The sequence below is a fragment of the Klebsiella sp. DY2415 genome (genome assembly GCF_026314315.1).
GTDB lineage: Bacteria > Pseudomonadota > Gammaproteobacteria > Enterobacterales > Enterobacteriaceae > Klebsiella > Klebsiella ornithinolytica.
In genome coordinates, this window is record NZ_CP111115.1 from 2,024,820 (window position 1) to 2,048,528 (window position 23,709).

The 23,709-nt window shown below is 55.1% G+C and carries 25 protein-coding genes; 13 read left to right on the forward strand and 12 right to left on the reverse strand.

The features are described from left to right. Positions 1–21: 21 nt before the first annotated feature. Complete coding sequence (locus OQV00_RS09405) at positions 22–261, reverse strand: YobH family protein (RefSeq protein WP_004863927.1); 240 nt, start codon at positions 259–261, stop codon at positions 22–24. Positions 262–420: 159 nt separating this feature from the next. Here OQV00_RS09405 and mgrB point away from each other — a divergent pair, with 159 nt between their 5' ends. The 6 genes from mgrB to rlmA all read left to right on the forward strand — a co-directional run bounded on the left by mgrB (position 421) and on the right by rlmA (position 4,719). After that, entirely contained in the window at positions 421–564 is a 144-nt protein-coding gene (mgrB, locus tag OQV00_RS09410; protein WP_015584020.1) for a PhoP/PhoQ regulatory lipoprotein MgrB, read from the forward strand. A 74-nt stretch (positions 565–638) separates the two neighbouring features. After that, positions 639–923, forward strand: a complete 285-nt coding sequence (locus tag OQV00_RS09415) for a YebO family protein (protein ID WP_004863926.1) — start codon at positions 639–641, stop codon at positions 921–923. Positions 924–1,559: 636 nt separating this feature from the next. Beyond that, positions 1,560–1,676 (forward strand): DUF2627 domain-containing protein, encoded by a 117-nt coding sequence (locus tag OQV00_RS09420; RefSeq protein WP_049267871.1) that lies wholly within the window; start codon positions 1,560–1,562, stop codon positions 1,674–1,676. Between the two features lie 40 nt (positions 1,677–1,716). Continuing rightward, on the forward strand, positions 1,717–1,926 hold the full coding sequence (cspE, locus tag OQV00_RS09425) for a transcription antiterminator/RNA stability regulator CspE (RefSeq protein ID WP_001062678.1): 210 nt from the start codon (positions 1,717–1,719) through the stop codon (positions 1,924–1,926). Between the two features lie 191 nt (positions 1,927–2,117). Further along, on the forward strand, positions 2,118–3,863 hold the full coding sequence (gene ftsI / locus OQV00_RS09430) for a peptidoglycan glycosyltransferase FtsI (RefSeq protein WP_266280224.1): 1,746 nt from the start codon (positions 2,118–2,120) through the stop codon (positions 3,861–3,863). A 61-nt stretch (positions 3,864–3,924) separates the two neighbouring features. Further along, positions 3,925–4,719 (forward strand): 23S rRNA (guanine(745)-N(1))-methyltransferase, encoded by a 795-nt coding sequence (gene rlmA / locus OQV00_RS09435; protein WP_032717106.1) that lies wholly within the window; start codon positions 3,925–3,927, stop codon positions 4,717–4,719. 3 nt (positions 4,720–4,722) lie between these two features. Here rlmA and mntP read toward each other — a convergent pair whose 3' ends face one another. The 5 genes from mntP to manX form a co-directional block, all read right to left on the reverse strand. Further along, positions 4,723–5,289 carry a manganese efflux pump MntP gene (mntP, locus tag OQV00_RS09440; RefSeq protein WP_004863916.1) on the reverse strand — a complete coding sequence of 189 codons (567 nt, stop codon included), beginning with the start codon at positions 5,287–5,289 and terminating at the stop codon, positions 4,723–4,725. A gap of 416 nt (positions 5,290–5,705) precedes the next feature. Further along, a complete protein-coding gene (locus OQV00_RS09445) occupies positions 5,706–6,164 on the reverse strand; it encodes a DUF986 family protein (protein ID WP_004863915.1) in 459 nt (152 codons plus the stop codon). Positions 6,165–6,219: 55 nt separating this feature from the next. Then, positions 6,220–7,071 carry a PTS mannose transporter subunit IID gene (locus tag OQV00_RS09450; protein WP_004863911.1) on the reverse strand — a complete coding sequence of 284 codons (852 nt, stop codon included), beginning with the start codon at positions 7,069–7,071 and terminating at the stop codon, positions 6,220–6,222. Between the two features lie 12 nt (positions 7,072–7,083). Then, positions 7,084–7,884 (reverse strand): PTS mannose/fructose/sorbose transporter subunit IIC, encoded by an 801-nt coding sequence (locus OQV00_RS09455; RefSeq protein WP_004863908.1) that lies wholly within the window; start codon positions 7,882–7,884, stop codon positions 7,084–7,086. Positions 7,885–7,940: 56 nt separating this feature from the next. Beyond that, positions 7,941–8,909: a PTS mannose transporter subunit IIAB gene (gene manX / locus OQV00_RS09460; protein WP_004863905.1), complete on the reverse strand. Its 969-nt coding sequence runs from the start codon at positions 8,907–8,909 to the stop codon at positions 7,941–7,943. Between the two features lie 447 nt (positions 8,910–9,356). Between manX and yoaE the strand changes: the two genes are divergently transcribed. Further along, positions 9,357–10,916 carry a CNNM family cation transport protein YoaE gene (gene yoaE, locus OQV00_RS09465; protein ID WP_004863902.1) on the forward strand — a complete coding sequence of 520 codons (1,560 nt, stop codon included), beginning with the start codon at positions 9,357–9,359 and terminating at the stop codon, positions 10,914–10,916. Between the two features lie 13 nt (positions 10,917–10,929). Here yoaE and OQV00_RS09470 read toward each other — a convergent pair whose 3' ends face one another. From OQV00_RS09470 to pabB, 4 genes are all read right to left on the reverse strand, one after another. Then, positions 10,930–12,540, reverse strand: coding sequence for an EAL domain-containing protein (locus tag OQV00_RS09470; RefSeq protein ID WP_064367733.1), 1,611 nt, complete (start codon positions 12,538–12,540; stop codon positions 10,930–10,932). Between the two features lie 122 nt (positions 12,541–12,662). Next, positions 12,663–14,027 carry an L-serine ammonia-lyase gene (sdaA, locus tag OQV00_RS09475; RefSeq protein ID WP_266280227.1) on the reverse strand — a complete coding sequence of 455 codons (1,365 nt, stop codon included), beginning with the start codon at positions 14,025–14,027 and terminating at the stop codon, positions 12,663–12,665. 256 nt (positions 14,028–14,283) lie between these two features. Continuing rightward, a complete protein-coding gene (locus tag OQV00_RS09480; protein ID WP_048024000.1) occupies positions 14,284–14,862 on the reverse strand; it encodes a CoA pyrophosphatase in 579 nt (192 codons plus the stop codon). Between the two features lie 3 nt (positions 14,863–14,865). Continuing rightward, on the reverse strand, positions 14,866–16,221 hold the full coding sequence (gene pabB / locus OQV00_RS09485) for an aminodeoxychorismate synthase component 1 (protein ID WP_048024002.1): 1,356 nt from the start codon (positions 16,219–16,221) through the stop codon (positions 14,866–14,868). A gap of 88 nt (positions 16,222–16,309) precedes the next feature. Between pabB and OQV00_RS09490 the strand changes: the two genes are divergently transcribed. After that, positions 16,310–16,495: a YoaH family protein gene (locus OQV00_RS09490; protein ID WP_004863886.1), complete on the forward strand. Its 186-nt coding sequence runs from the start codon at positions 16,310–16,312 to the stop codon at positions 16,493–16,495. Here OQV00_RS09490 and OQV00_RS09495 read toward each other — a convergent pair whose 3' ends face one another. Next, positions 16,496–16,840: a RidA family protein gene (locus OQV00_RS09495; protein ID WP_004863882.1), complete on the reverse strand. Its 345-nt coding sequence runs from the start codon at positions 16,838–16,840 to the stop codon at positions 16,496–16,498. A 131-nt stretch (positions 16,841–16,971) separates the two neighbouring features. On the opposite strand from OQV00_RS09495, the gene OQV00_RS09500 reads away from it, so the two are divergent. The 5 genes from OQV00_RS09500 to rnd all read left to right on the forward strand — a co-directional run bounded on the left by OQV00_RS09500 (position 16,972) and on the right by rnd (position 23,356). Then, positions 16,972–18,882, forward strand: coding sequence for an ATP-dependent DNA helicase (locus OQV00_RS09500; RefSeq protein ID WP_004863879.1), 1,911 nt, complete (start codon positions 16,972–16,974; stop codon positions 18,880–18,882). 67 nt (positions 18,883–18,949) lie between these two features. Next, positions 18,950–19,645 carry a tRNA (adenosine(37)-N6)-threonylcarbamoyltransferase complex dimerization subunit type 1 TsaB gene (gene tsaB, locus OQV00_RS09505; protein ID WP_004863876.1) on the forward strand — a complete coding sequence of 232 codons (696 nt, stop codon included), beginning with the start codon at positions 18,950–18,952 and terminating at the stop codon, positions 19,643–19,645. Between the two features lie 38 nt (positions 19,646–19,683). Then, complete coding sequence (locus tag OQV00_RS09510) at positions 19,684–20,265, forward strand: Slp family lipoprotein (protein ID WP_032724646.1); 582 nt, start codon at positions 19,684–19,686, stop codon at positions 20,263–20,265. A gap of 208 nt (positions 20,266–20,473) precedes the next feature. Further along, the gene (gene fadD / locus OQV00_RS09515; protein ID WP_086816208.1) at positions 20,474–22,159 is read left to right on the forward strand and encodes a long-chain-fatty-acid--CoA ligase FadD; all 1,686 of its coding nucleotides are present in this window, start codon (positions 20,474–20,476) and stop codon (positions 22,157–22,159) included. Positions 22,160–22,240: 81 nt separating this feature from the next. After that, on the forward strand, positions 22,241–23,356 hold the full coding sequence (gene rnd, locus OQV00_RS09520) for a ribonuclease D (RefSeq protein WP_004863868.1): 1,116 nt from the start codon (positions 22,241–22,243) through the stop codon (positions 23,354–23,356). An 82-nt stretch (positions 23,357–23,438) separates the two neighbouring features. Here rnd and minE read toward each other — a convergent pair whose 3' ends face one another. Continuing rightward, the gene (minE, locus tag OQV00_RS09525) at positions 23,439–23,708 is read right to left on the reverse strand and encodes a cell division topological specificity factor MinE (RefSeq protein WP_002910902.1); all 270 of its coding nucleotides are present in this window, start codon (positions 23,706–23,708) and stop codon (positions 23,439–23,441) included. Position 23,709: the final 1 nt, after the last annotated feature.

A 23,709-nucleotide genomic window follows, 5' to 3' on the forward strand; every position in this document is an offset into this window, starting at 1 on the left:
TCCCGCTGTCGCTTTTACGCATTAACCTTTGTCGATAACGGTTTCGCTTTTGCGTAAAATCGGGCAGTCGGTAACACCGATAATACCGCTATCAGAATGAACGTATTGTGCGGTACTGGTGCCGCGAGCGGTCAGATATTTACACTGAAGCCCCAGTCCCGCAGCATTCTCATTGCTGCCAATAAGAATGCCATAGCCGCTCAATAATATCCCAATCCATACGATAGCCAGTACTACAATGGAACGAATGATTAATCGCATTGTTGCCTCATGGTTTACATTATCCCTGCGCCTATTTTGACAGCTACACGTATTGAAACAAGTCTATGATTCCTAAACTTGTCTTTCGTATTACAGTTAGCCACGGTTTAAGATGCTCATGTTATCCTGGAAACATCTGATACTGATGCGGAGAATGGAGTGAAAAAAGTACGCTGGGTTTTGCTGATAGTCATCATAGCGGGCTGTTTGTTGCTGTGGACTCAGATGCTTAACGTAATGTGCGATCAAGATGTACAGTTTTTCAGCGGCATCTGCACAATCAACAAGTTTATCCCCTGGTAAGACATTTTTATGACGACCGATTTCCTTCTGCTGCGCGAGTGGTAGAATGGACGCCTTCTCTTTGAGGTGGTGAAATGAGTGAGTTACTGAATCCTGGGATCTTAAATCTGGCATCGCTGGCACTGTCCGTTGTGCTGCTGCTTGTCGGTTTGTTGTTATGGTTTTTTGTTAATCGCGCAAGTTCGCGCACCAATCAGCAGATTGAACTGCTGCAGGCGTTACTGGACCAGCAAAAGCGGCAAAATGCGCTGCTGCGCCGTCTCTGTGAAGCCAATGAGCCTGAGAAAGAAGAGGTTACTAAGACTTCGGCGGGAGAGAAAGACGATGACGACTTTATCCGTCTCGTCGCCGAACGGTAACTGACTGACAGGTGTGCACCGCGTCGGTGTGCACCTGGATCACGGAGAGGCTATAACTTTTTCTTATCCTTCCCGATCGTTTTGTTACACTTCCTCGCGCCCTGAGTGTGTTCCCGCTCCCAATTCTGGCTATTGACGCCATTGATTTTTTAGTTAATCAAATTAAATAATAACAATCTGTTTTAATTGTCTGATGAAAAAATATCGTCATTAATGCTTCATGTTTAAATTGTATTATAAATAATATTTATAACGTGAGCGGGTGACGATTTTATATCTTTACCTCCGCAGAATTTAAGCGAAATTTCAACTATAGATATGACCTTTTATACGCATCATTATGCACCGCTCCTGACGGTGCTTGCTGAAAATGTGGTGTTTGAATAGCCAGGTACCTGGACGAACCGAAGTTGTTGAGCTATGGTAAAAAAGTTGCAATCATGGGGTTGGCTATATTGCGAATCCTACGGTAGCAGCGAGGGCAACCCTGGGCGGCAAAGACGCATAAATGTGCAGGCGATCAAATGATTACCTTATAATTTGTGCGAAGGATCGAGACACGTTTAAAAATGGCTTGCCATTATTTACGTTGTATGTGATAACACCTTTCGGGTTAAACGAGGTACAGTTCTGTTTATGTGTGGCATTTTCAGTAAAGAAGTCCTGAGTAAACACGTTGTCGTTGAATACCGCTTCTCTGCCGAACCTTATATTAGTGCCTCATGCAGTAATGTGTCAGTTTTATCTATGTAAGCGCCTGTGGGCGAAGAAAACAGTCTAAGGAATTTTGCAAATGGCAAAGATTAAAGGTCAAGTTAAGTGGTTCAACGAGTCTAAAGGTTTTGGTTTCATTACTCCGGCTGATGGCAGCAAAGATGTGTTCGTACACTTCTCCGCTATCCAGGGTAATGGCTTCAAAACTCTGGCTGAAGGCCAGAACGTTGAGTTCGAAATTCAGGACGGCCAGAAAGGTCCGGCAGCAGTTAACGTTACTGCTATCTGATTCAAGACCACTCATCTTGTAAGAAAAGCCTCGCCTCTGCGGGGCTTTTTAGTCTTTATTGCAAAACATTTCCATTTTTCCCCCTCCGTCGCGCTTTGTTGCAAAACAACATCCTTATTCGCATAGTTTCGCATCCTGTTGTGCCGATTTTCTGTTAAATCAGAGGGTTGCAATATAATGCTGGAGCTACGGTGCTAAAGTACAAAAATAAGTCAGTTGCTCATTTCACCCCTCTTCGTTTTGGGCTGTTGTGCGTGGCAATTCTCGGGTGTCTCGGAATACTGTTGGGGCGGGTAGCCTGGCTGCAAATCGTTTCTCCAGATAACCTGGTGAAACAAGAAGATATGCGTTCGTTGCGCGAAGAACCCATCGATGTACAGCGTGGAACCATCAGCGACCGCGAGAACCGCCCGCTGGCGGTCAGCGTGCCGGTGAGCGCTATCTGGGCCGACCCGCAAACCATTATGCAAAAGGGCGGCGTCGGCTATGGCCCGCGCTGGCAGGCGATGGCGGAGGCGCTGCACCTCAATCTGAGCGAACTGGCCAAACGCGTTGAGAGCCATCCGCATATGCGGTTCATCTATCTGGCCCGTCAGGTTAACCCGGAGCAGGCCGAATGGATCGACAAACTGCACCTGCCAGGGATCAACCTGCGCGATGAGTCGCGCCGCTTCTATCCCGCGGGGCACGTGGCGGCTAACCTGTTGGGGTTTACTAATATCGATAACCAGGGCATTGAGGGGATTGAGAAAAGCTTTAATGTCCAGCTTACCGGAAAGCCGGGGCGCCGGCTGGTGCGTAAAGATCGTCATGGCCACGTGATTGAAAATATCACCGAGATGCCGGCGGTGCCTGCGCATAATATTCAGCTGAGTATCGACGAACGTCTGCAGACGGTGACTGAAGATGCGCTGGATAACGCCGTGAACTGGAATAAGGCGGAATCAGGGGCGGCGGTACTGATTAAGATTGATACCGGCGAGATACTGGCGATGGCCAGCTATCCGGACTTCAATCCCAATAATCGTGACAACGCCAGGCTCGATGATTTTCGCAACCGCGCCATCAGTGACACCTTTGAGCCGGGCTCGACGGTAAAACCGCTGGTAGTGATGACGGCTTTACAGCAGGGGATTGTGCAGCCGGACAGCGTAGTGGATACCCATCCCTTTGTGCTTGATGGTCACCGCATTCGTGACGTTGGCTATTATCCCGAACTGTCATTGACCGGCATTTTGCAAAAATCCAGCGATACCGGCGTTTCGCATCTGTCGCTGGCCATGCCGGTTCAACACCTGATCGATACCTATAAAGCGTTCGGTTTTGGCGACCCGACCGGGCTGGGGCTGACCGGTGAAAGCGCCGGACTGATGCCGCAACGGCGCTATTGGGGCCAGCTGGACCGCGCGACCTTTGCCTTCGGATATGGTCTGATGGTGACTCCGCTGCAGCTGGCGCACGTTTATGCCACGATCGGCGGCTTCGGTATCGAACGACCGCTCTCGATTACCCGTATCGACCCGCCGGTTATCGGCACGCGGGTTATGCCAGAACCGATAGTGCATGAAGTGGAGCATATGATGGAGAGCGTGGCGTTGCCGGGCGGCGGCGGAACCAAAGCGGCGGTGCGCGATTATCGCATTGCGGTGAAAACCGGGACCGCGAAAAAAATCGGTCCTGACGGTAAATATATCGATAAATATGTGGCGTATACCGCAGGCGTGGCGCCCGCCAGTCGTCCGCAGTTTGCGCTGGTGGTGGTGATTAACGACCCCAGCAATGGCGCCTATTATGGTGGGGCGGTTTCTGCACCGGTCTTTAGCCAGATCATGGGAGATGTGCTGCGGCTGGAAAATGTGATGCCGGACGGTATGCCACAAGGTTCGGAAAATCTGATTGTGATGCATAGCGGGGATGCCGATCCGCCGGCGTTGTAACAGTGGTCTGAAAGGGCGAATAGCGCTACACTTTCGCCCTTTCAGCGACACCGGAGTTGTCATGTCATACAGTTGCCCACTTTGCCACGCGCCGCTTTCCCGCCGCGATAATAGCTATATCTGCCCGCAGCGGCACCAGTTCGATCTGGCGAAAGAGGGGTATGTCAATTTACTGCCGGTGCAGTTTAAGCGGTCTCGCGATCCGGGCGATAGCGCGGAGATGATGCAGGCGCGGCGGGCGTTTCTCGACGCGGGCCACTATCAACCTCTGCGTGATGCCATTAGCGACTTTCTGTCCGTCGCTGCCCCTGAGCGCCTGCTTGATATCGGCTGCGGGGAAGGGTATTACACCCATGCGTTTGCCGCCATCGCCGCTCATTGTTGGGGGCTGGACGTCTCAAAGTCGGCCATTCGCGCGGCGGCCAGACGCTATCCGCAGGTTAACTTTTGCGTCGCATCGAGCCAGCGTCTGCCGTTCGACGACGCCAGCCTGGATGCGGTGGTGCGAATTTATGCCCCTTGTAATGCGCAGGAGCTGGCGCGGGTGGTCAGACCCGGCGGCTGGGTCATTACCGCCACGCCGGGGCCGCGTCATTTGCTGGAGCTGAAAGGGTTGATTTACGATGAGGTGCGTCTGCATGAGCAAAATCATGAACAGATGGCCGGTTTTACATTAAGCCAGCAGCAGCAGCTGGCCTATCCGATGCAGCTGACCGGGGCCGAGGCTGAAGCGCTGCTGCAGATGACGCCATTCGCGTGGCGGGCGAAGCCAGCGGTGCGTGAAACGCTGCGCGCGCAGGCGACTTTCCGCTGCCAGACCGATTTTATGATTCACTGCTGGCAGCGTGAGGCCTGAGAACTAACCGGCGAAATGGCTCCAGAGAATCTGGGCGCCGATACCCATCAGGACAATACCACCAAGAATTTCGGCTCGTTTGCCCAGCAGCGGGCCGATAAACCGTCCGACCATTATCCCCAGCGTCGACATCACCAGCGTTGCGCAGCCGATAGCCAGCGCGGTGGCGATAATATTTACCTGCAGGAATGCCAGGCCGACGCCGACGGCCATCGCATCGAGACTGGTGGCGAAGGCGGTGGTGACCAGCAGCCAGAAACCATGGCGACGAGGCGCTTCACACGCCTCATCTTCGGTTGTACGAAAACCTTCGATGACCATACGTCCGCCGAGAAAGACCAGCAGCACGAACGCGATCCAGTGATTCCACTCCAGCACGAACTGGCTGGCGAGCATCCCCATCCCCCAGCCGACAAGCGGGGTGAGCGTTTCGATGGCGCCGAAAATTAACCCGGTGCGCAGCGCTTCGGAGAACTTAGGTTTGTGTAAGGTGGCGCCTTTACCGATAGAGGCCGCGAAGGCGTCCATGGACATGCCAAAGGCAAGAAGAATCGTAGCGGAGATGTTCATGATTGCGTCCTGACCGGGGAAAATCCATATGACACATCACAGCCCCCAGTAGATATACGCAGCCCGCGATTCAGGTATGCGTACAGCGGTGATGTGTCTATGGTCTCGCCTGATTGAACACCTTCTTCAACCCGTACGTGCCACGTTTTGCAACGAGTATGTTGACACGCACATTTCCTGGCAGGCAGGAAACCGGCTACTCCCCAACGACGGGCGCAACCTTAACATATTTTTAGAATATAAAACAATAACAGGATTTATTTATTTCGATAACCAAATGATAACGATTTTCATTTGAATTTATGGGTAAATAATTCGTTAATAAATATAAGTAAAGTGCGCAGACGGAATATAGCCATGGCTATATATCCATCTGCCAGAAATCGCTGAAATATAGCGTTGGCTATATTAGTAACTTACTGAGTTGAAACGAGAAGTTTGTATATCTTTTCCAGATCGTCGATGTTTCGTACACGAATAAGCAGGCGCCGCTGTTCTAATTGCATCACCAGTACGCCATCTTCCGATAAATTCATCGCTTTAATTCGCTTATATTCAATCCAGATATTGGCGAAGAAAAAACCAGTTGGTTTGAAGATGATTTTCGGCGTCCGGATCCAGAACAGAAACAACCCCATTAACGCCAGCGCAGATAATAACCATGTGGTGATTAGCGCACCGTGACTGATGATATTGTTATAAATCAGAATGGCGATCAGGCCGACGAAGATGATCCCGTCAACGCGACTGCGGCGGAGCAGGGGGATGGCCAGGAGTAACGGGCCGTTGCGACGGGGCATAATAAACTGGTCATAAATGGCAAACGCCAGCAGAACAACAATAAACAGAATCAGCACCAGATCCGTGATTGTCATCTATCCTCCAGTGAAAAAAAAGCCGGGGGCAAGCCCCCGGCGGACAACAGGATTATTACAGGCCCAGCAGGCCGATAGCGTAGCCGACGATACCGATGACGAAGAAGCCGACGATAATCCACAGGGCGTTAACTTTCTTACGCAGCAGCCACATACAGGCGAAAGTCAGCAGCAGAGGCACCAGGCCCGGCATCAGCTGGTCAAGGATAGTCTGTACGGTCGTTACGTGAACCTGACCATCTGAACCGGTGATTTTTGACACCACCAGCGGAATGTTCACATGCGTCCACTTGTTAACCAACGCCCCCATGACAAACAGGCCGAGAATTGACGCCCCCTCGGTCAGTTTCTGCAGGAAGCCGCCGCCCATATCCTTAACGATATCGACACCTTTGCTGTAACCGTATGCCACGCCGTAGTAACGGGTCAGCAGACGGACGGCGTTGAACAGAATAAAGAACAACAGCGGGCCTAACAGGCTGCCGCTCATCGCGATACCGGCGCCCAATGCCGCAAATACCGGACGCACGGTACCCCAGAAGATCGGGTCGCCGACGCCAGCCAGCGGCCCCATCAGACCGACTTTGATACCGTTGATGGCACCATCATCGATCTCGGCACCGTTTGCACGCTGCTCTTCCATCGCCAGCGTTACGCCCAGAACGGGCGCTGCGACGTACGGGTGAGTGTTAAAGAACTCCAGGTGACGCTTAATTGCCTGCTTACGCGCATCGTTGTTCTCCGGATACAGGCGACGAATAGCCGGTACCATAGAGAAGCAGAAGCCCAGCGCCTGCATACGTTCGAAGTTCCATGACCCCTGGAACAGGTTAGAACGAATGAACACGCCACGAATGTCACTCGGAGTGAGTTTTTTCTCGGTGGTATTTTTAGTCATATCAACCATTTCGCTCACCTGTTAGTCCAGTTCGTTATCGAGATCGTTATTACCAGCAGCCTGCGCTGGCGCACCCGCTACGCGGTTGTATTTCGGGCTCAGCTGGATGTAGAGGATAGCCATTACCGCGCCAATCACCCCCAGCGCAACCAGGTTGAAGTTAGTGAACGCAGCGGTGACGAAGCCAAGGTAGAAGAACGGCATCAGGTAGCCTGCGCGCATCATGTTGATGACCATCGCGTAACCAACGACCACGATCATGCCGCCGGCGATGTTCAGACCGCTGGTGACCACTTCAGGAATCGCATTCAGCATGCCCTGAACTTCGCTGGTTCCGACGGAGATAGCCACGATGACCGCCGGGATAGCGATACGCATAGCCTGCAGGAACAACGAAGAGACGTGGAGCCACGAAATCGCCGTCAGGTTGCCATTTTCCGCCGCTTTATCCGCCGCGTGCTGGAAGGCTACGGTAATGGTACGAACGATGATGGTCAGAACCTGGCCTGCTGCCGCCAGCGGGATAGCCAGTGCGATACCGGCGCCGATACCCTGATGACCGGCAATAACCAGAACGGTAGAAATGATGGATGCCAGCGCGGCATCCGGCGCAACCGCCGCACCGATGTTCATCCAGCCCAGGGCGATCATTTCCAGGGTACCACCGATGATGATACCGGTTTTCATATCGCCGAGAACGGCACCGATCAACGTACACGCGACCAGAGGACGGTGGAACTGAAATTCATCAAGTACCGACTCCATACCCGCAATACACGCGACGATGAACACCAGCACAATCTGAAGAAGGGTAATCTCCATTGTACTTCTCCTGTTGATTAAGTCTTAAGTTGAAAACTGGGGCGCGACCCGCAAGGTTATTTCGTTACCTTGCCAATCAGGTCCATCATTTTCAGTTTCTGGTCGGTGGAAACTTTGCGGACTTCCAGCTCGATACCGCGGGCATTTAGCTTTTTAAATGCTTCAATATCTTTTTCATCGACCGAAACGGCGTTGTTCACCTGCGTTTTACCCTGACGGAAAGCCATACCACCAATATTGACGGTGGTGATTTTCACGCCGCCTTCAACGACACGTTCGACGTCGGTAGGGTTGGTAAACAGCAGCATGACGCGATCGCCTGCGTATTTCGGGTTGTTGTAGACGCGAATCATCTTCGCAACGTCGACAACGTGGGCCGTCACGCCCGGAGGAGCAACCTGAGTCAGTAACGTTTTGCGCACGGTATCCGCCGCCACTTCATCACTCACGACAATAATACGGGTAACGTTGGTTTCTTTGGTCCAGCGGGTGGCCACCTGACCATGAATGAGACGGTCATCAATACGCGCCAGGCCGATGACCATGTAGTCGTTCGGACCCATTGGTTTTGCCGGGGCTGCCGCTTTGGCTGCTGCCTTAACCGGCGCCGGAGCGACTTTTTCCACCGCTTTCGCTTTCAGCGCCTTCACGCCTTCACGACCGGTTTCTACCGCCAGAGCCACCAGCTCGTCGAACGACGGATCGTCGTCGCGCGCCATCAGCGTTTCGACCAGCATCGGAATGTTGACGCCAGCAATCACTTCGTAATGTTCTTTATCGACGACAATGCGGCTGGCGGCATTAAATGGACTACCTCCCCACGTATCGACGAGAAATAACACGCCCTTAGTTGTGTCCAGCTTTGCCAGCTGTGCGTTGTATTTCTCAATTAACGTTTCGGCATTTTCACCGGGAACGAAATCGATCCAGCCAACGTTTTCCTGCTCGCCCAACAGCATTTCTGCGGTTTTCAGCAGTTGTTCTGCAGCCCAACCATGTGTGCCTATTACAATAGCAATCGTCACTTGCTACCTCCTTTATTATCGTGAATGCATCATCTGTGGTGATACATCCTGAATCACTCTTGCGAACAAAATCGATTCAGTGAGGGTGTAAGATCTAAAATAATTACTACCGCGAATTATTTTAGATAGTGAAAAAATAATTAATGTGATGAAGATCCGTTAATCACGCATCTGCGATTAATAATTTCGCAGCGCAAAAAATAGGCTTACCTATTGCAAAGACTGGTAAAATTTTTTCCAATCTTCCTCCATTTTTTGCTATGTTTAGCTTCCGTTTAATTACTCAGGAGTATAGGGCATAGCCCGCTGTATGGACCCTCATCGACGTCTTTTCACCTTCTGGCATTTTTCTGCCACCGCTACCTGCTACGCTTTTTTACCAGCAACGATTGTCTCTGCCGTGCGTGACATCGCGATGACTCCGTCTGTCGTGAACTGGAGCAACTCATGGAATTCTTAATGGATCCCTCTATCTGGGTCGGTTTATTGACGCTGGTCGTCCTTGAAATCGTCCTCGGTATCGACAACCTGGTCTTTATCGCTATCCTCGCGGATAAACTGCCGCCGAAACAGCGTGACAAAGCGCGGCTGATCGGTCTGTCGCTGGCGCTGTTTATGCGTCTGGGGCTGCTGTCAGTCATCTCGTGGATGGTGACCTTAACCAAACCGCTGTTCAGCATTGCGGATTTCTCTTTTTCCGGGCGCGATCTCATCATGCTGCTCGGGGGGATATTCCTGCTGTTTAAAGCGACGACGGAACTGCATGAACGGCTGGAGAACCGCCAGCACGATGCCGGTCATGGTAAAGGTTATGCCAGTTTCTGGGTGGTGGTGTTACAAATCGTCGTGCTGGATGCGGTCTTCTCGCTGGATGCAGTCATTACCGCCGTCGGGATGGTCAACCATCTGCCGGTGATGATGGCCGCGGTGGTCATTGCGATGATGGTGATGCTGCTGGCCTCTAAGCCGCTGACCCGTTTCGTGAACCAGCATCCGACGGTCGTGGTGCTCTGTCTGAGCTTCCTGCTGATGATCGGCCTGAGCCTGGTGGCTGAAGGCTTCGGTTTCCATATTCCGAAAGGGTACCTGTACGCCGCTATCGGCTTCTCGATCACCATTGAGTTCTTCAACCAGGTGGCACGACGCAACTTTATTCGTCACCAGTCGACGCTGCCGTTACGCGCACGCACGGCTGACGCTATCCTGCGCATGATGGGCGGGCGCAAACAGCACGCCGTGAGCCACGATGGCGAGAGCCCGGCGCCGGTTCCGGTGCCGGAAGGGGCGTTTGCGGAAGAAGAGCGCTATATGATTAACGGCGTCCTGACCCTGGCACAGCGTTCATTGCGCAGCATCATGACGCCGCGCGGTGAAATCAGCTGGGTGAATGCGGAACAAAGCGAAGAAGAAATTCGCCGTCAGCTGCTCTCTTCGCCGCACAGTCTGTTCCCGGTATGCCGGGGCGAACTGGATGAAATCATTGGTATCGTACGGGCCAAAGAGATGCTGGTGGCGCTGGAGGCCGGTGAGAACGTCGCCGCATTAGCCTCGGCTTCGCCGGCGATTGTGGTCCCGGAAACGCTGGATCCTATCAATCTGCTGGGGGTGCTGCGTCGCGCTCGCGGAAGCTTCGTCATCGTGACCAACGAGTTTGGCGTGGTGCAGGGGCTGGTGACGCCGCTGGATGTCCTTGAAGCCATCGCCGGGGAGTTCCCTGATGCCGATGAGACGCCGGAAATCGTCGCGGATGGCGACGGTTGGCTGATTAAAGGATCAACCGATCTGCATGCCTTACAGCAGGCGGTCGGGCTCGATGACATCGTCGATGAAGATGAGGATATTGCGACGGTAGCCGGACTGGTCATTGCCGTGAACGGCCATATACCGCGTACCGGCGATATTGTTGAGCGGGCGCCGCTGCAGTTTACCGTCCTCGAAGCGAACGACTATCGTGTCGATCTGGTGCGCGTAGTCAAAACGGTGCATGACAGCCAGGAAGAAGAATAATCCTCCGGTGTCGTCAAACTGATCGGCCGGTCTCCGCTGGAGGCCGGCCGGTTTTATTATCTGCCATCGCCTCGACCTGACGTCGGGCCGCCAGCCACTGCGGAAAGTCTTCAACCGGCATCGGCCTGGCATAGTAAAATCCCTGCAGGATATCAACGCCGTGGCGCCGCAAATATTCGTCCTGCTGCCGGGTCTCCACACCTTCTGCCACCGTCACAATATTCAGCCGGTGCGCCAGCGCAATAATGATATCCGTTACCGTCGCATTCACGCTGTCGATACCGATAGCGCTGGTAAAGGATTTATCAATTTTCAGCACGTCAGGCCGCAGTTTTTCCAGCCAGGAGAGCGAGCTGTTGCCGGTGCCAAAGTCATCGATAGCCAGGTGCACGCCTCTGAAATGCAGATGTTCCGCCATGTGGTGATCGCCGTCCTGAAGCACGTCCCGCTCGGTGAGTTCAACCACCAGCTGCTGCACCGGGTAGGCGCTGAACCAGAGTTTATGCAGATCGCGCAGCAGTTCACCCTCGGCAAAATGGCGAGCGGCGACATTAATCGAAATGTGAAAATGTTTATCGTGGGGGAATAGCGAAAGCTGGCGTGCGGTTTCTGCAATGACATAGCGGGTGAGGGGAATGATCAGGTTGTAGCCTTCGGCGATAGGAATGAACACATCCGGCGATATGTTTCCCCGTCGCGGATTGTTCCAGCGGAGTAAAATCTCGACGCCGGTACATTTTCCCGAATGCAGATCCTTCAACGGTTGGCACCACAGCTTGAATTCGCGGGCGGCGATGCCGAGGCTGATTTCCCGGGAAAAACTCATCCTGCCCGCGGTAGCCAGCCAGGCTATTCCGGTCATCAGTAGACTCAGGATCAGCGCCAGCGGCAGTTCGCCCGGCAGTTCGTGGAGGGCGATAGCGGAAGCGCCGGGACCGCTGACGTTGATGGCAAACGGGAACTGGGTCGAATGTTGACGGTATATCACAGACTCGCCGGGAAGCACCGGATGATCAACCACCCCGGTCCCGCTGATAAAGTTGCGGGGGCCGACGCTCAGTCCAATACCGGTAATCAACGATGATTTTGCGTTGAGAATTAACTCTCCCAGCAGCTCAATATTGATGATCATCATCACGCCGTCGGCGCTATTGAACGCCGAGGGATACCATTGAATTAAGATGGGCGAACCGACCAGCAGCGTGTTATCGGTTGAAAAAGCCAGCAGCTCCCGCTGGACTGGCAGGTCGGGTTGCAGCTGATGAATAGAGACGTTGCGATCGCCAAAGATGCTAGAGCAGTAGAGAATATTCGACTTAACCAGCACGATCGAACGCACGGTCTGTAGCGAGGCCGCCAGTTTGCGCAGCGGCAGACGCACATCCTCGCAGGGTTTCCCCACCAGCTGAAGCAGCGAAAGGTGTTGTTCCGATAACGGGCGTAAAATTTTATCCATCGCCACCACCATTTTATTGGTGGTCATCTGGACACGCTGCTGATTTAAACTACGCTGCGAAATAAATCGGATCGCCAACGTGGTCGTCAACGTCAGGAGCGCAACAATCAAACAAATGACAATCCGCTTACGACGGTATGTCGAAATGACCTTTTGTGCATTTTGCATGCGCGACACCCTGTCGACTCTTTGTGTGGAGTAGAATAACAACCGCCATTCAGCAAGTGTAGTGGGTGTAAATAAATAACCGAGAAAAATGCGCCCGGAAGGGCGCATTTGATGGGGAGAGTTTAGTCACACTGAACTTTGATTGCCAGACCACCGCGAGAGGTTTCGCGATACTTGGCGTTCATGTCTTTACCGGTCTCATACATGGTCTCAATAACTTTATCGAGAGAGACGCGCGGTTCGCTGGTGCGACGCATGGCCATACGCGCGGCGTTGATCGCCTTCACGGATGCAATCGCGTTACGTTCGATGCACGGAACCTGTACCTGGCCGGCAACCGGGTCGCAGGTGAGGCCCAGGTTATGCTCCATCCCGATTTCTGCCGCGACACAAACCTGTTCCGGGCTGGCGCCAAGAAGTTCGGCAAGACCGGCTGCCGCCATGGAGCAGGCCACGCCAACTTCACCCTGACAGCCGACTTCCGCGCCAGAAATAGAGGCGTTCATCTTGTACAGGGTGCCAACGGCGCCGGAGGCCATAAAGTAGCGAATATAAATATCCGGGCTGACCGATTCGATAAAGTGATCGTAGTAGGCGAGTACCGCCGGTACGATTCCGCAGGCGCCGTTTGTGGGGGCCGTCACCACGCGTCCGCCGGCAGCGTTCTCTTCGTTTACGGCCAGGGCGAACATATTCACCCAGTCAACGACGTTCATCGGGTCGTTTGACAGCTTATCGCTGGCTACCAGCAGACGACGCAGCGCAGAGGCGCGACGAGGAACTCGCAGCGGGCCAGGCAGCACGCCTTCGGTATTCATCCCGCGATCGATACAGGCGCGCATGGTCTGCCAGACGTGAGCAAAATAGTCTTCAATCTCTTTTTTGCTGTGGAGAGCCAGCTCGTTTTGCATCACCATGCCGGAGAGCGACAGCCCGGTCTCCTTGCAATAGGCCAGCATCTCCTGCGCCGATTTGTACGGGTAAGGCACGCACAGTTCGTTGGCACTTTCTTTACCGAAGTGCTCTTCGTCGACGATAAAACCGCCGCCAATAGAGTAGTACGTTTTGCTGTAGATCTCTTTGTCGCCCGCCCAGGCATGAATCGTCATGCCGTTCTCGTGCAGCGGCAGGTTGTCGCTACGAAAGCGCATGCCGTCATCCGCCGGGAAGTCAACTTCTTGCTGCCCTTGTGCCAGCAGCAGACGTCCGCGGGTTTCAACGTCGCGGATAAATGCCGGTATCGCGTCAATATCGACCGTATCGGGCTGATTACCCGCCAGTCCCATAATGATGGCGATATCCGTATGGTGGCCTTTGCCGGTTAATGAAAGTGAGCCGTAGACATCGACTGCCACGCGGGTCACTTCATTAAGCAATCCCTTTTCGACCAGGTCATCGACGAACTGTTTACCGGCCTTCATCGGGCCTACAGTATGGGAAGATGAGGGACCAATCCCCACCTTGAACATGTCGAATATACTAATCACGATAATACTCCTGACAGGGTTACCGCAGCGGCGGTAACGATGTGATAACTGCGCATAGTGTAAGAGGGAACCGCATCATCAGCTTAACTATTCACATGAATTAAACTAATGGATAACGGTGAATTTACTAATGGTGAGAGCGCATTCTCATTTTGAGTATATACCCGAAACAGATACCCCGACGACGGGGATAGCGACGGGTCCGAAGCGAGGGAGGCGGCCGGAATTTCAGCCGCGTCAGGCATGATGAAGAAAACTAAGGTTTAGTCCCGATTTGCAGCGCCAGTTCGCGAATAATACCGGCGGTCATTCCCCAGACGAAATAGTGCTGATACCACGACAGCCAGACGCGATGCGAGTTACCGCGGCGGTGAATATCCAGCGGGTGGTAGCGTCCCAGACGCAGCGCTTCAGCGAGCGGCATCTCGAACACCGCAGCGACCTCATCCTGACTGGCGTGATAGTGGAGATTCGGCGGAATGATGCCGACCACCGGCGTGACCTGGTAACCGGTCACGCTGTCTACCGGCGGCAGCACGCCGATAATCTCGACCGACCCGGGGGGAATGGCGACCTCTTCCTGCGCTTCGCGCAGCGCGGCGGCAATCAGCGTGGCATCGGTGGCATCCACGGCGCCGCCGGGGAAGGCAACCTGACCGGCGTGTTTACGTAGCCGCGGCGAGCGTTGGGTTAACAGCAGTCCCGGCTGCGGACGACGAACGATAGGCACCAGCACCGCAGCCTGGCGCTGATTCAGCGCATTGCGCGAGGGCTGCGGGCGCAGTAATTGAAAACGCGAAAGAAAGTCGTCCAGCTCAAGGGCGCCATCCGCCATGTTCTAGCTCTCCAGTTGTTGCAAAATACGATTAACTTTATCAAACGTTTCCTGATATTCGGCCGCTTCTTCGCTGTCCGCCACGATGCCGCCGCCGGCGGAACAGTACAGTTGACCTTGCCAGGCCGTCAGCGTACGAATAGTAATACTGGTATCCATATTGCCACACAGGCTCAGATAGCCGATACTGCCGCACCACGCATTGCGGCGCTGCGGTTCGAGCTCATCGATGATCTGCATCGCCCGCACTTTGGGCGCGCCGGTAATCGACCCGCCGGGGAAGGCCGCACGCAGCAGGTCGCTGGCATGCAGATGAGTCGGCAACCGGGCGGTAATGGTGCTCACCAGGTGGTGCACCGCCGGGAACGGCTCAACCACAAACAGCTCCGGAACCCGTACGCTACCGGCTTCGGCAACCCGACCGATGTCATTACGCATCAGATCGACAATCATCAAATTCTCCGCCCGATCTTTAGGCGAGCTGGCCAGCTTCTCCGCCTGACGGGCGTCCTGCTGCGGATCGGCCAGACGCGGCAGCGTACCCTTAATCGGGCGGGTCTGAATTTCGCCCTGGCGAAGCTGGATAAAGCGTTCCGGCGAAAGGCTGAGTACGGCGCCGTCCTGCAGACGAATAAAGGCGCTGAACGGCGCGCGATTGACGCGGTTCAACTGGCAAAATGCCTGCCACTCATCGCCGCGATAGCTGGCCTGAAAGCGCTGAGCCAGGTTGACCTGATAGCAGTCGCCGCTGTGCAGCCAGGTCTGAATCTGACGAAATTTTTCTCCGTACTGTTCGCGGCTCATATTGGAGCGCCAGGCGGACGTCAGCGCAAACGGGGTCGTTGGCGCGGCGGACTGCGCCTCCAGCCAACGCAGGCGGGCGTGCGGATCGCCATAGCTGAGCAGCGACACTTCGCGGCGCTGGTGATCGACAATCAGCGCCCAGTCATAAATACCGACGGCCATATCCGGCAGCGCGATATCCGCGACGGCGTGCGCGGGCAGAGATTCAAAACGGCGTCCTAAATCATAGCCGAATAACCCCAGCGCGCCGCCGAGGAACGGCAGATGAGGATGCGCCTGTGGCTTTAATCCGCAGCGATCCAGCTGCGTCTGCAGCAGCGTCAGGGGATCGGCCGTTGAGCTGCTCTGCGTCTGACCGTCATCCACCGCGGTTATTTCACCGCGGGTCAGCAGCGTCGTGAGCGGATCGGCGACGATAATGTCAAAACGGTTATGCGGATGGTCAGCAAAACCAGAATGCAGCAGCATCGCCCACGGGGTTGTGCTTAAAGGAGTAAAGTAACGCTCGGCAGCATCCGGGTGCCATGGCAGGGTAATAATAGCGGGGGACAACATCTTCCTCGATCCTAATCGTCACCGTCCTCTGGAAAATCAGGCGGGCGGCATGAAATAATTACGCCACACAATGTAGCAGGAGTGAGTCATGTTTGCAGGTTTACCTTCGCTGAGCCACGAGCAGCAGCAAAAAGCGGTAGAACGTATTCAGGAGCTGATGGCTAACGGGATGAGTAGCGGTGAAGCCATTGCGCTGGTGGCGAGCGAACTGCGCGCCACGCATACCGGCGACCGGATCGTAGCGCGCTTTGAAGATGAAGACGAAGACGAGTAATTACACCGCGGCGATAATTTTAATTTCGACTTTGTATTCAGGCTTCATTAACGCGGCCTGAACGGTGCAGCGTACCGGGGCGTGACCGGCAACCACCCAGGCGTCCCAGGCTTTATTCATGGCGGCAAAATCGCTTTTGTCCGCCAGGAAAATGGTGGCATCAAGAATACGTGACTTGTTGCTGCCCTGTTTTTCCAGCACCGCGTCAATCTGCGCCAGGGTGTTCGCGGTTTGCTCACAGGCGTCCGCGTCAAGGTTGGCCGGTACGCCGGTGTAGTAAAGGGTCTGGTTGTGGATGACGACATCAGACCAGCGGGCTTCCGCATCGATACGCGTAATTGTCATTTTCATTTCCTTCGGTTTTATTCCATCAGACAGCGGCAAGACTGCCATAATGTTCTGCCCACGTCACTACCCGGGCTGGTGAAACGACGCCCTCCCTGACATAATCACTGTCCAAATAACCAGGGGGCAATGTGATCGACGATTTTGCAGCAGACGGCCAGCTGGCCAGCGCCATTCCGGGATTTAAACCGCGCGAACCGCAGCGCCAGATGGCGGTGGCGGTGGCCCACGCCATAAAAGAGGCGCGGCCGCTGGTGGTTGAAGCCGGGACCGGGACCGGGAAGACCTATGCCTATCTGGCGCCGGCACTGCGGGCCAACAAAAAGGTGATCATCTCCACCGGTTCGAAAGCGCTGCAGGATCAGCTCTACAGTCGCGACCTGCCAACGGTGGCAAAAGCGTTGAACTTCACCGGCAGGCTGGCGCTGCTGAAGGGGCGGTCAAATTACCTGTGCCTTGAGCGTCTTGAGCAGCAGACTCTGGCCGGCGGCGATCTGCCGGTGCAAACCCTGAGCGACGTCATTTTGCTGCGATCCTGGTCTAATCAAACCATAGATGGCGATATCAGCACCTGCGTCAGCGTCGCCGAAGACTCTCAGGCCTGGCCGCTGGTGACCAGTACCAATGACAACTGTCTCGGCAGCGACTGCCCGCTGTACAAAGATTGCTTCGTCGTTAAAGCGCGTAAAAAGGCGATGGATGCCGATGTGGTGGTGGTTAACCACCACCTTTTCCTTGCCGATATGGTGGTGAAGGAGAGCGGTTTCGCCGAGCTCATCCCCGAAGCGGAGGTGATGATCTTCGATGAAGCTCATCAGCTTCCGGATATCGCCAGCCAGTATTTTGGCCAGTCGCTCTCCAGTCGTCAGCTGCTGGATCTGGCGAAAGATATCACCATTGCCTACCGCACCGAGCTGAAAGATACCCAGCAGCTGCAAAAGTGCGCCGACCGGCTGGCCCAGAGCGCGCAGGATTTCCGCCTGCAGCTCGGCGAGCCCGGCTATCGCGGCAATTTGCGCGACCTGCTGGCGGACAGCAACATTCAGCGGGCGCTGCTGCTGCTCGATGACGCACTGGAGCTGTGCTATGACGTGGCAAAACTGTCTCTGGGTCGTTCGGCGCTGCTGGATGCCGCCTTTGAACGCGCGACGATCTATCGTGCGCGGCTCAAGCGACTGAAAGAGATCAACCAGCCGGGCTTCAGCTACTGGTACGAATGTACTTCCCGCCACTTTACCCTGGCGTTGACGCCGTTGACCGTGGCCGAAAAATTTAAAGAGGTGATGGCGCAGAAAGCGGGGAGCTGGATTTTTACCTCCGCGACGCTGTCGGTTAATGACGATCTTCGTCATTTCACCGCGCGGCTTGGCATCGAAGAGGCGGAATCGCTGCTGCTGCCCAGCCCGTTTGATTACGCGCATCAGACGCTGCTCTGCGTGCCGCGCAACCTTCCTCTGCCAAATCAGCCCGGTGCCGCGCGACATCTCGCCGCGATGCTCAAGCCGTTGATTGAAGCTAACGACGGCCGCTGCTTTATGCTGTGCACCTCGCACGCGATGATGCGCGATCTGGCGGAGCAGTTCCGCGCCACCATGACGTTACCGGTTTTGTTACAGGGGGAAACCAGTAAAGGGCAGCTGTTGCAGCAGTTTGTCAGCGCCGGCAACGCTCTGCTGGTGGCGACCAGCAGCTTTTGGGAAGGGGTGGATGTGCGCGGCGATGCGCTATCGCTGGTGATTATCGATAAGCTGCCGTTTACCTCACCGGACGATCCGCTGCTGAAAGCGCGAATGGAAGACTGTCGCCTGCGCGGCGGCGATCCGTTTGACGAAGTCCAGCTGCCGGATGCGGTCATTACGCTGAAACAAGGGGTCGGGCGTCTGATCCGCGATATCGACGATCGCGGGGTGCTGGTCATTTGCGACAACCGACTGGTGATGCGCCCCTATGGCGCCGTCTTCCTCGCCAGCCTGCCGCCAGCGCCGCGAACCCGCGATATCCGCCGGGCGGTGCGTTTCCTCGCCGTGCCGCCGGCGAGGTAATCTGTCGCAAAATGTGGTAAGCTGCGCGCCATTTTGTCAATCTGCTAGAGCGAGAGCGCGACAACTCATGCGAATTTTGGCTATCGATACCGCCACGGAGGCCTGCTCCGCGGCGCTGTGGAATGATGGCACCCTTTGTGCTCATTTCGAAATTTGTCCCCGTGAACATACCCAACGTATTCTGCCGCTGGTGCAGGATGTCCTGAATGAAAGCAATGTCTCACTGACCGAGCTGGACGCTCTGGCCTTTGGCCGCGGGCCAGGCAGCTTTACCGGCGTGCGCATTGGTATAGGCATTGCTCAGGGGCTGGCGCTGGGGGCTGAACTGCCGATGATTGGCGTATCGACCCTGGCGACCATGGCGCAGGGCGCATGGCGTAAAACCGGGGCCACCCGCGTTCTGGCGGCCATCGATGCCCGAATGGGTGAAGTGTACTGGGCTGAATATCAGCGCGATGAGCAGGGCGTCTGGCACGGCGAAGAGAGCGAAGCGGTGCTGAAACCTGATGCCGTTCGCGAACGTCTGCAACAGCTTGACGGTAGCTGGGCGACGGTAGGGACCGGCTGGCAGGCCTGGCCCGATCTGGCGAAGGAGACTTCGCTGGTCTTAACCGACGGTGATATGACGCTACCGGCGGCGGAAGATATGCTGCCGCTGGCCTGCTACCTGCTCGCTGCCGGGAAAACCGTTGCTGTAGACAAAGCCGAACCGGTTTATTTGCGTAACGACGTGGCGTGGAAGAAACTTCCTGGCCGAGGATGAATCTCAGTAGGTATAAGACTGAGAGAAGGAGTCGCATCATGGCGGGTCAAAACAAAGCAGTACGTTGGTTATTAGCGGGCGCCGTTGCCGTCGCGTTAAGTGGATGCGTGTCGGTGCCGGACGTGATTAAAGGCTCCAGCCCGACGCCACAGCAAGATTTAGTCCGGGTCATGGCCGCGCCACAGCTCTACGTTGGTCAGGAAGCCCGTTTTGGCGGTAAAGTCGTCAACGTCCAGAATCAACAGGGTAAAACCCGTCTGGAAATTGCCACGGTTCCGCTGGACAGCGGTGCCCGGCCTGAGCTGAACGAAGCATCACGCGGGCGCATCTTCGCCGATGTGAACGGCTTCCTTGATCCGGTTGATTTCCGCGGCCAGCTGGTGACCGTCGTTGGCCCGATTACCGGCGTCGTTGACGGAAAAGTCGGCGGCACACCGTACAAATTTATGCTGATGAATGCGACCGGCTATAAGCGCTGGAACGTGGTGCAGCAGGTGGTGATGCCGCCGCAGCCCATCGATCCGTGGATGATCGGTCCGCGCCCCTGGGCTTACGGTTATGGCGGCTGGGGCTGGTACAATCCGGGCCCTGCGGAAGTCAGAAATGTTGTAACTGAATGATTTTGTGGTTTTTGTAAGCTAAAAGAAACAGCGGCTTGTCCGCTGTTTCTTTATTTTTGGACTAATAAGAAAAATAAATAGTGACGCGCTTCGCAACCTGTAAAACGCCTAATTAATAAACTGGTACGCTGAGTTAATATAATGTTAACAGAATGTTTGTTGATCAGGGGCTGTGATGACGACGAATAACTATTTCAGAGGTGATGCAGTGAAAAAGGTTTGGCTAAACCGCTATCCCGCCGATGTTCCGGCGGAGATAAATCCTGACCGCTACCAATCCCTGGTTGAATTATTTGAACATGCCGCCACGCGCTACGCCGACCAACCGGCGTTTATCAACATGGGCGAGGTGATGACCTACCGTAAGCTGGAGGAGCGCAGCCGGGCGTTCGCCGCTTATCTTCAGCAGGGACTGGGGCTGCAAAAGGGCGATCGCGTCGCGCTGATGATGCCTAACCTGTTGCAATACCCCATTGCGCTCTTCGGTATTCTGCGCGCGGGGATGATTGTGGTGAACGTCAATCCGCTGTATACGCCGCGTGAGCTTGAACATCAGCTGAATGACAGCGGGGCGGCGGCGATTGTGATCGTCTCCAACTTTGCCCATACCCTGGAGAAAGTGGTCGAGAAAACTCAGGTTAAACATGTGATCCTGACCCGGATGGGCGATCAGCTCTCGACAGCGAAAGGCACCCTGGTGAATTTCGTGGTGAAGTACATCAAGCGTCTGGTGCCGAAGTATCACCTCCCCGATGCGATCTCTTTCCGCAGCGCGCTGCATGCCGGTTATCGCATGCAGTACGTTAAACCCGACATTGTCTGTGCCGATCTGGCTTTCCTGCAGTACACCGGTGGCACTACCGGCGTGGCGAAAGGGGCAATGCTCACCCACCGCAATATGCTGGCTAACCTCGAGCAGGTGAATGCGACCTACGGGCCGCTGCTACATCGTGGGAAAGAGTTTGTCGTGACGGCGCTGCCGCTGTACCACATTTTTGCGCTGACCATGAACTGCCTGCTGTTCATTGAGCTCGGCGGCCAGAACCTGCTGATTACCAACCCGCGTGATATCCCGGGGCTGGTCAAAGAGCTGGCAAAATACCCGTTCACCGCAATGACCGGGGTCAATACGCTGTTCAACGCCTTGCTTAACAACAAAGAGTTTCAGCAGCTCGATTTCTCTTCTCTGCATCTTTCCGCCGGCGGCGGAATGCCGGTGCAGCAGGTGGTGGCCGAGCGGTGGGTTAAGCTCACCGGTCAGTATCTGCTGGAGGGCTATGGCCTGACGGAGTGCGCGCCGCTGGTCAGCGTGAACCCACACGATATTGACTACCACAGTGGCAGTATCGGGCTGCCGGTTCCGTCGACCGAAGCGAAGCTGGTGGACGATGACGATAATGAGGTCGCGCCGGGCCAACCGGGCGAGCTGTGCGTGAAAGGCCCGCAGGTGATGCTGGGCTACTGGCAGCGCCCCGATGCGACCGCTGAAATCATCAAAAACGGCTGGCTGCATACCGGCGATATTGCGGTGATGGACGATGAAGGCTTTTTGCGCATCGTCGATCGCAAAAAAGATATGATTCTGGTCTCCGGGTTTAACGTCTATCCGAACGAAATCGAAGATGTGGTGATGCAGCATTCTGGCGTTCAGGAGGTAGCTGCCGTTGGCGTACCGTCTGGCAGCAGCGGTGAAGCGGTGAAGATTTTCGTCGTCAAGAAAGACGCGTCGCTGACCGAAGAGGCGCTGATCACCTTCTGCCGCCGCCAGCTGACCGGATACAAAGTACCGAAACTGGTTGAATTCCGTGATGAACTGCCGAAATCCAATGTTGGAAAAATTTTACGGCGAGAACTGCGTGACGAAGCCCGCGCTAAAGTAGACAATAAAGCCTAAGGTATACGAGAGTCGCCAGACGCCGGCTAAGCCGGCGTTTTTTATGGGCGCAAGTTAAGAGAGCATGATTTGAACTATCAGATGATCACCACCGACGATGGTCTTCGCGCCATCTGTGAAGCGGCAAACGCGGCACCCGCGATTGCGCTGGATACAGAATTTGTCCGCACCCGCACCTACTATCCGCAGCTGGGCCTGCTGCAGCTGTTTGACGGGGAACAGGTTTCGCTGATTGACCCGCTGGAGATAACCGACTGGGCGCCGATGCGTGAGCTGCTGCTGAACAAAGACGTCACCAAGTACCTGCACGCTGGCAGTGAAGATCTGGAAGTGTTCCTCAACACCTTTAACCTGATGCCGCAGCCGTTGATTGATACTCAGATTCTGGCCGCTTTTTGCGGGCGCCCGATGTCCTGGGGATTTGCGTCAATGGTGGAAGAGTATACCGGCATTGCGCTGGATAAGAGCGAGTCGCGCACCGACTGGCTGGCTCGTCCGCTGACCCAGCGTCAGTGCGACTATGCGGCGGCAGATGTCTGGTATCTTCTGCCGATCGCCAGCAAGCTGATGGCGGAAACCGAGGCCGCTGGCTGGCTGGATGCCGCGCTGGACGAGTGCCGTCTGATGCAGCAACGCCGTCAGGAAGTGCAGGACCCGGCGCAGGCGTGGCGTGATATCGGCAACGCCTGGCAGCTGCGCACCCGTCAACTGGGCTGTCTGCAGCTGCTGGCGGAGTGGCGTTTACGTAAGGCGCGCGATCGCGATATGGCGGTCAATTTTGTCGTTCGTGAAGAGCATCTGTGGAACGTGGCGCGCTATATGCCGGGGAGTCTCGGTGAACTTGATAGCCTCGGCCTGTCCGGCAGCGAAATTCGTTTTCACGGTAAGACGCTGATCAGTCTGGTGGCGAAAGCCCAGGAGTTGCCTGAAGAGGCGCTGCCGGAGCCGCTGCAAAACCTGATCGATATGCCGGGCTACCGCAAAGTCTTTAAAGAGATTAAAGCGCTGGTGCAGGAAGTGAGTACCGAGAAGGGGCTGAGCGCTGAGCTGCTGGCGTCAAGACGACAGATTAATCAGCTGCTGAACTGGCACTGGCAGTTGAAAAGCGGAAACGGGCGACCTGAGCTGATTTCCGGCTGGCGAAGCGAGCTGATGGCCGATCGTCTACAGGCGTTGTTAAGCGAATACCCGCGCTAAGCCACAGCAAAAAGCCCGGACAGACTCTCCGGGCCACTAAGTCGACCAACCCGATAGCGCAAGGCTGTCGGGTTTATTTGGCTCAGGACTTCGACTCTTCCGTTTCTGGCAAAGTCACGTTCAACTCCAGAATCGAAATATCGCCATCCCGTTGTTCCAGCTGAACGCTGACCATTTCCGGGTCGATCTGTACATACTTACAAATCACTTCCAGAATATCTTTGCGTAACTGCGGCAGATAATGCGGTTCAGCGTCGCCGCGACGACGCTCCGCGACGATGATTTGCAGGCGCTCTTTCGCAATGTTGGCCGTGTTCTTTTTCCGCGAGAGAAAAAAGTCGAGTAATGCCATA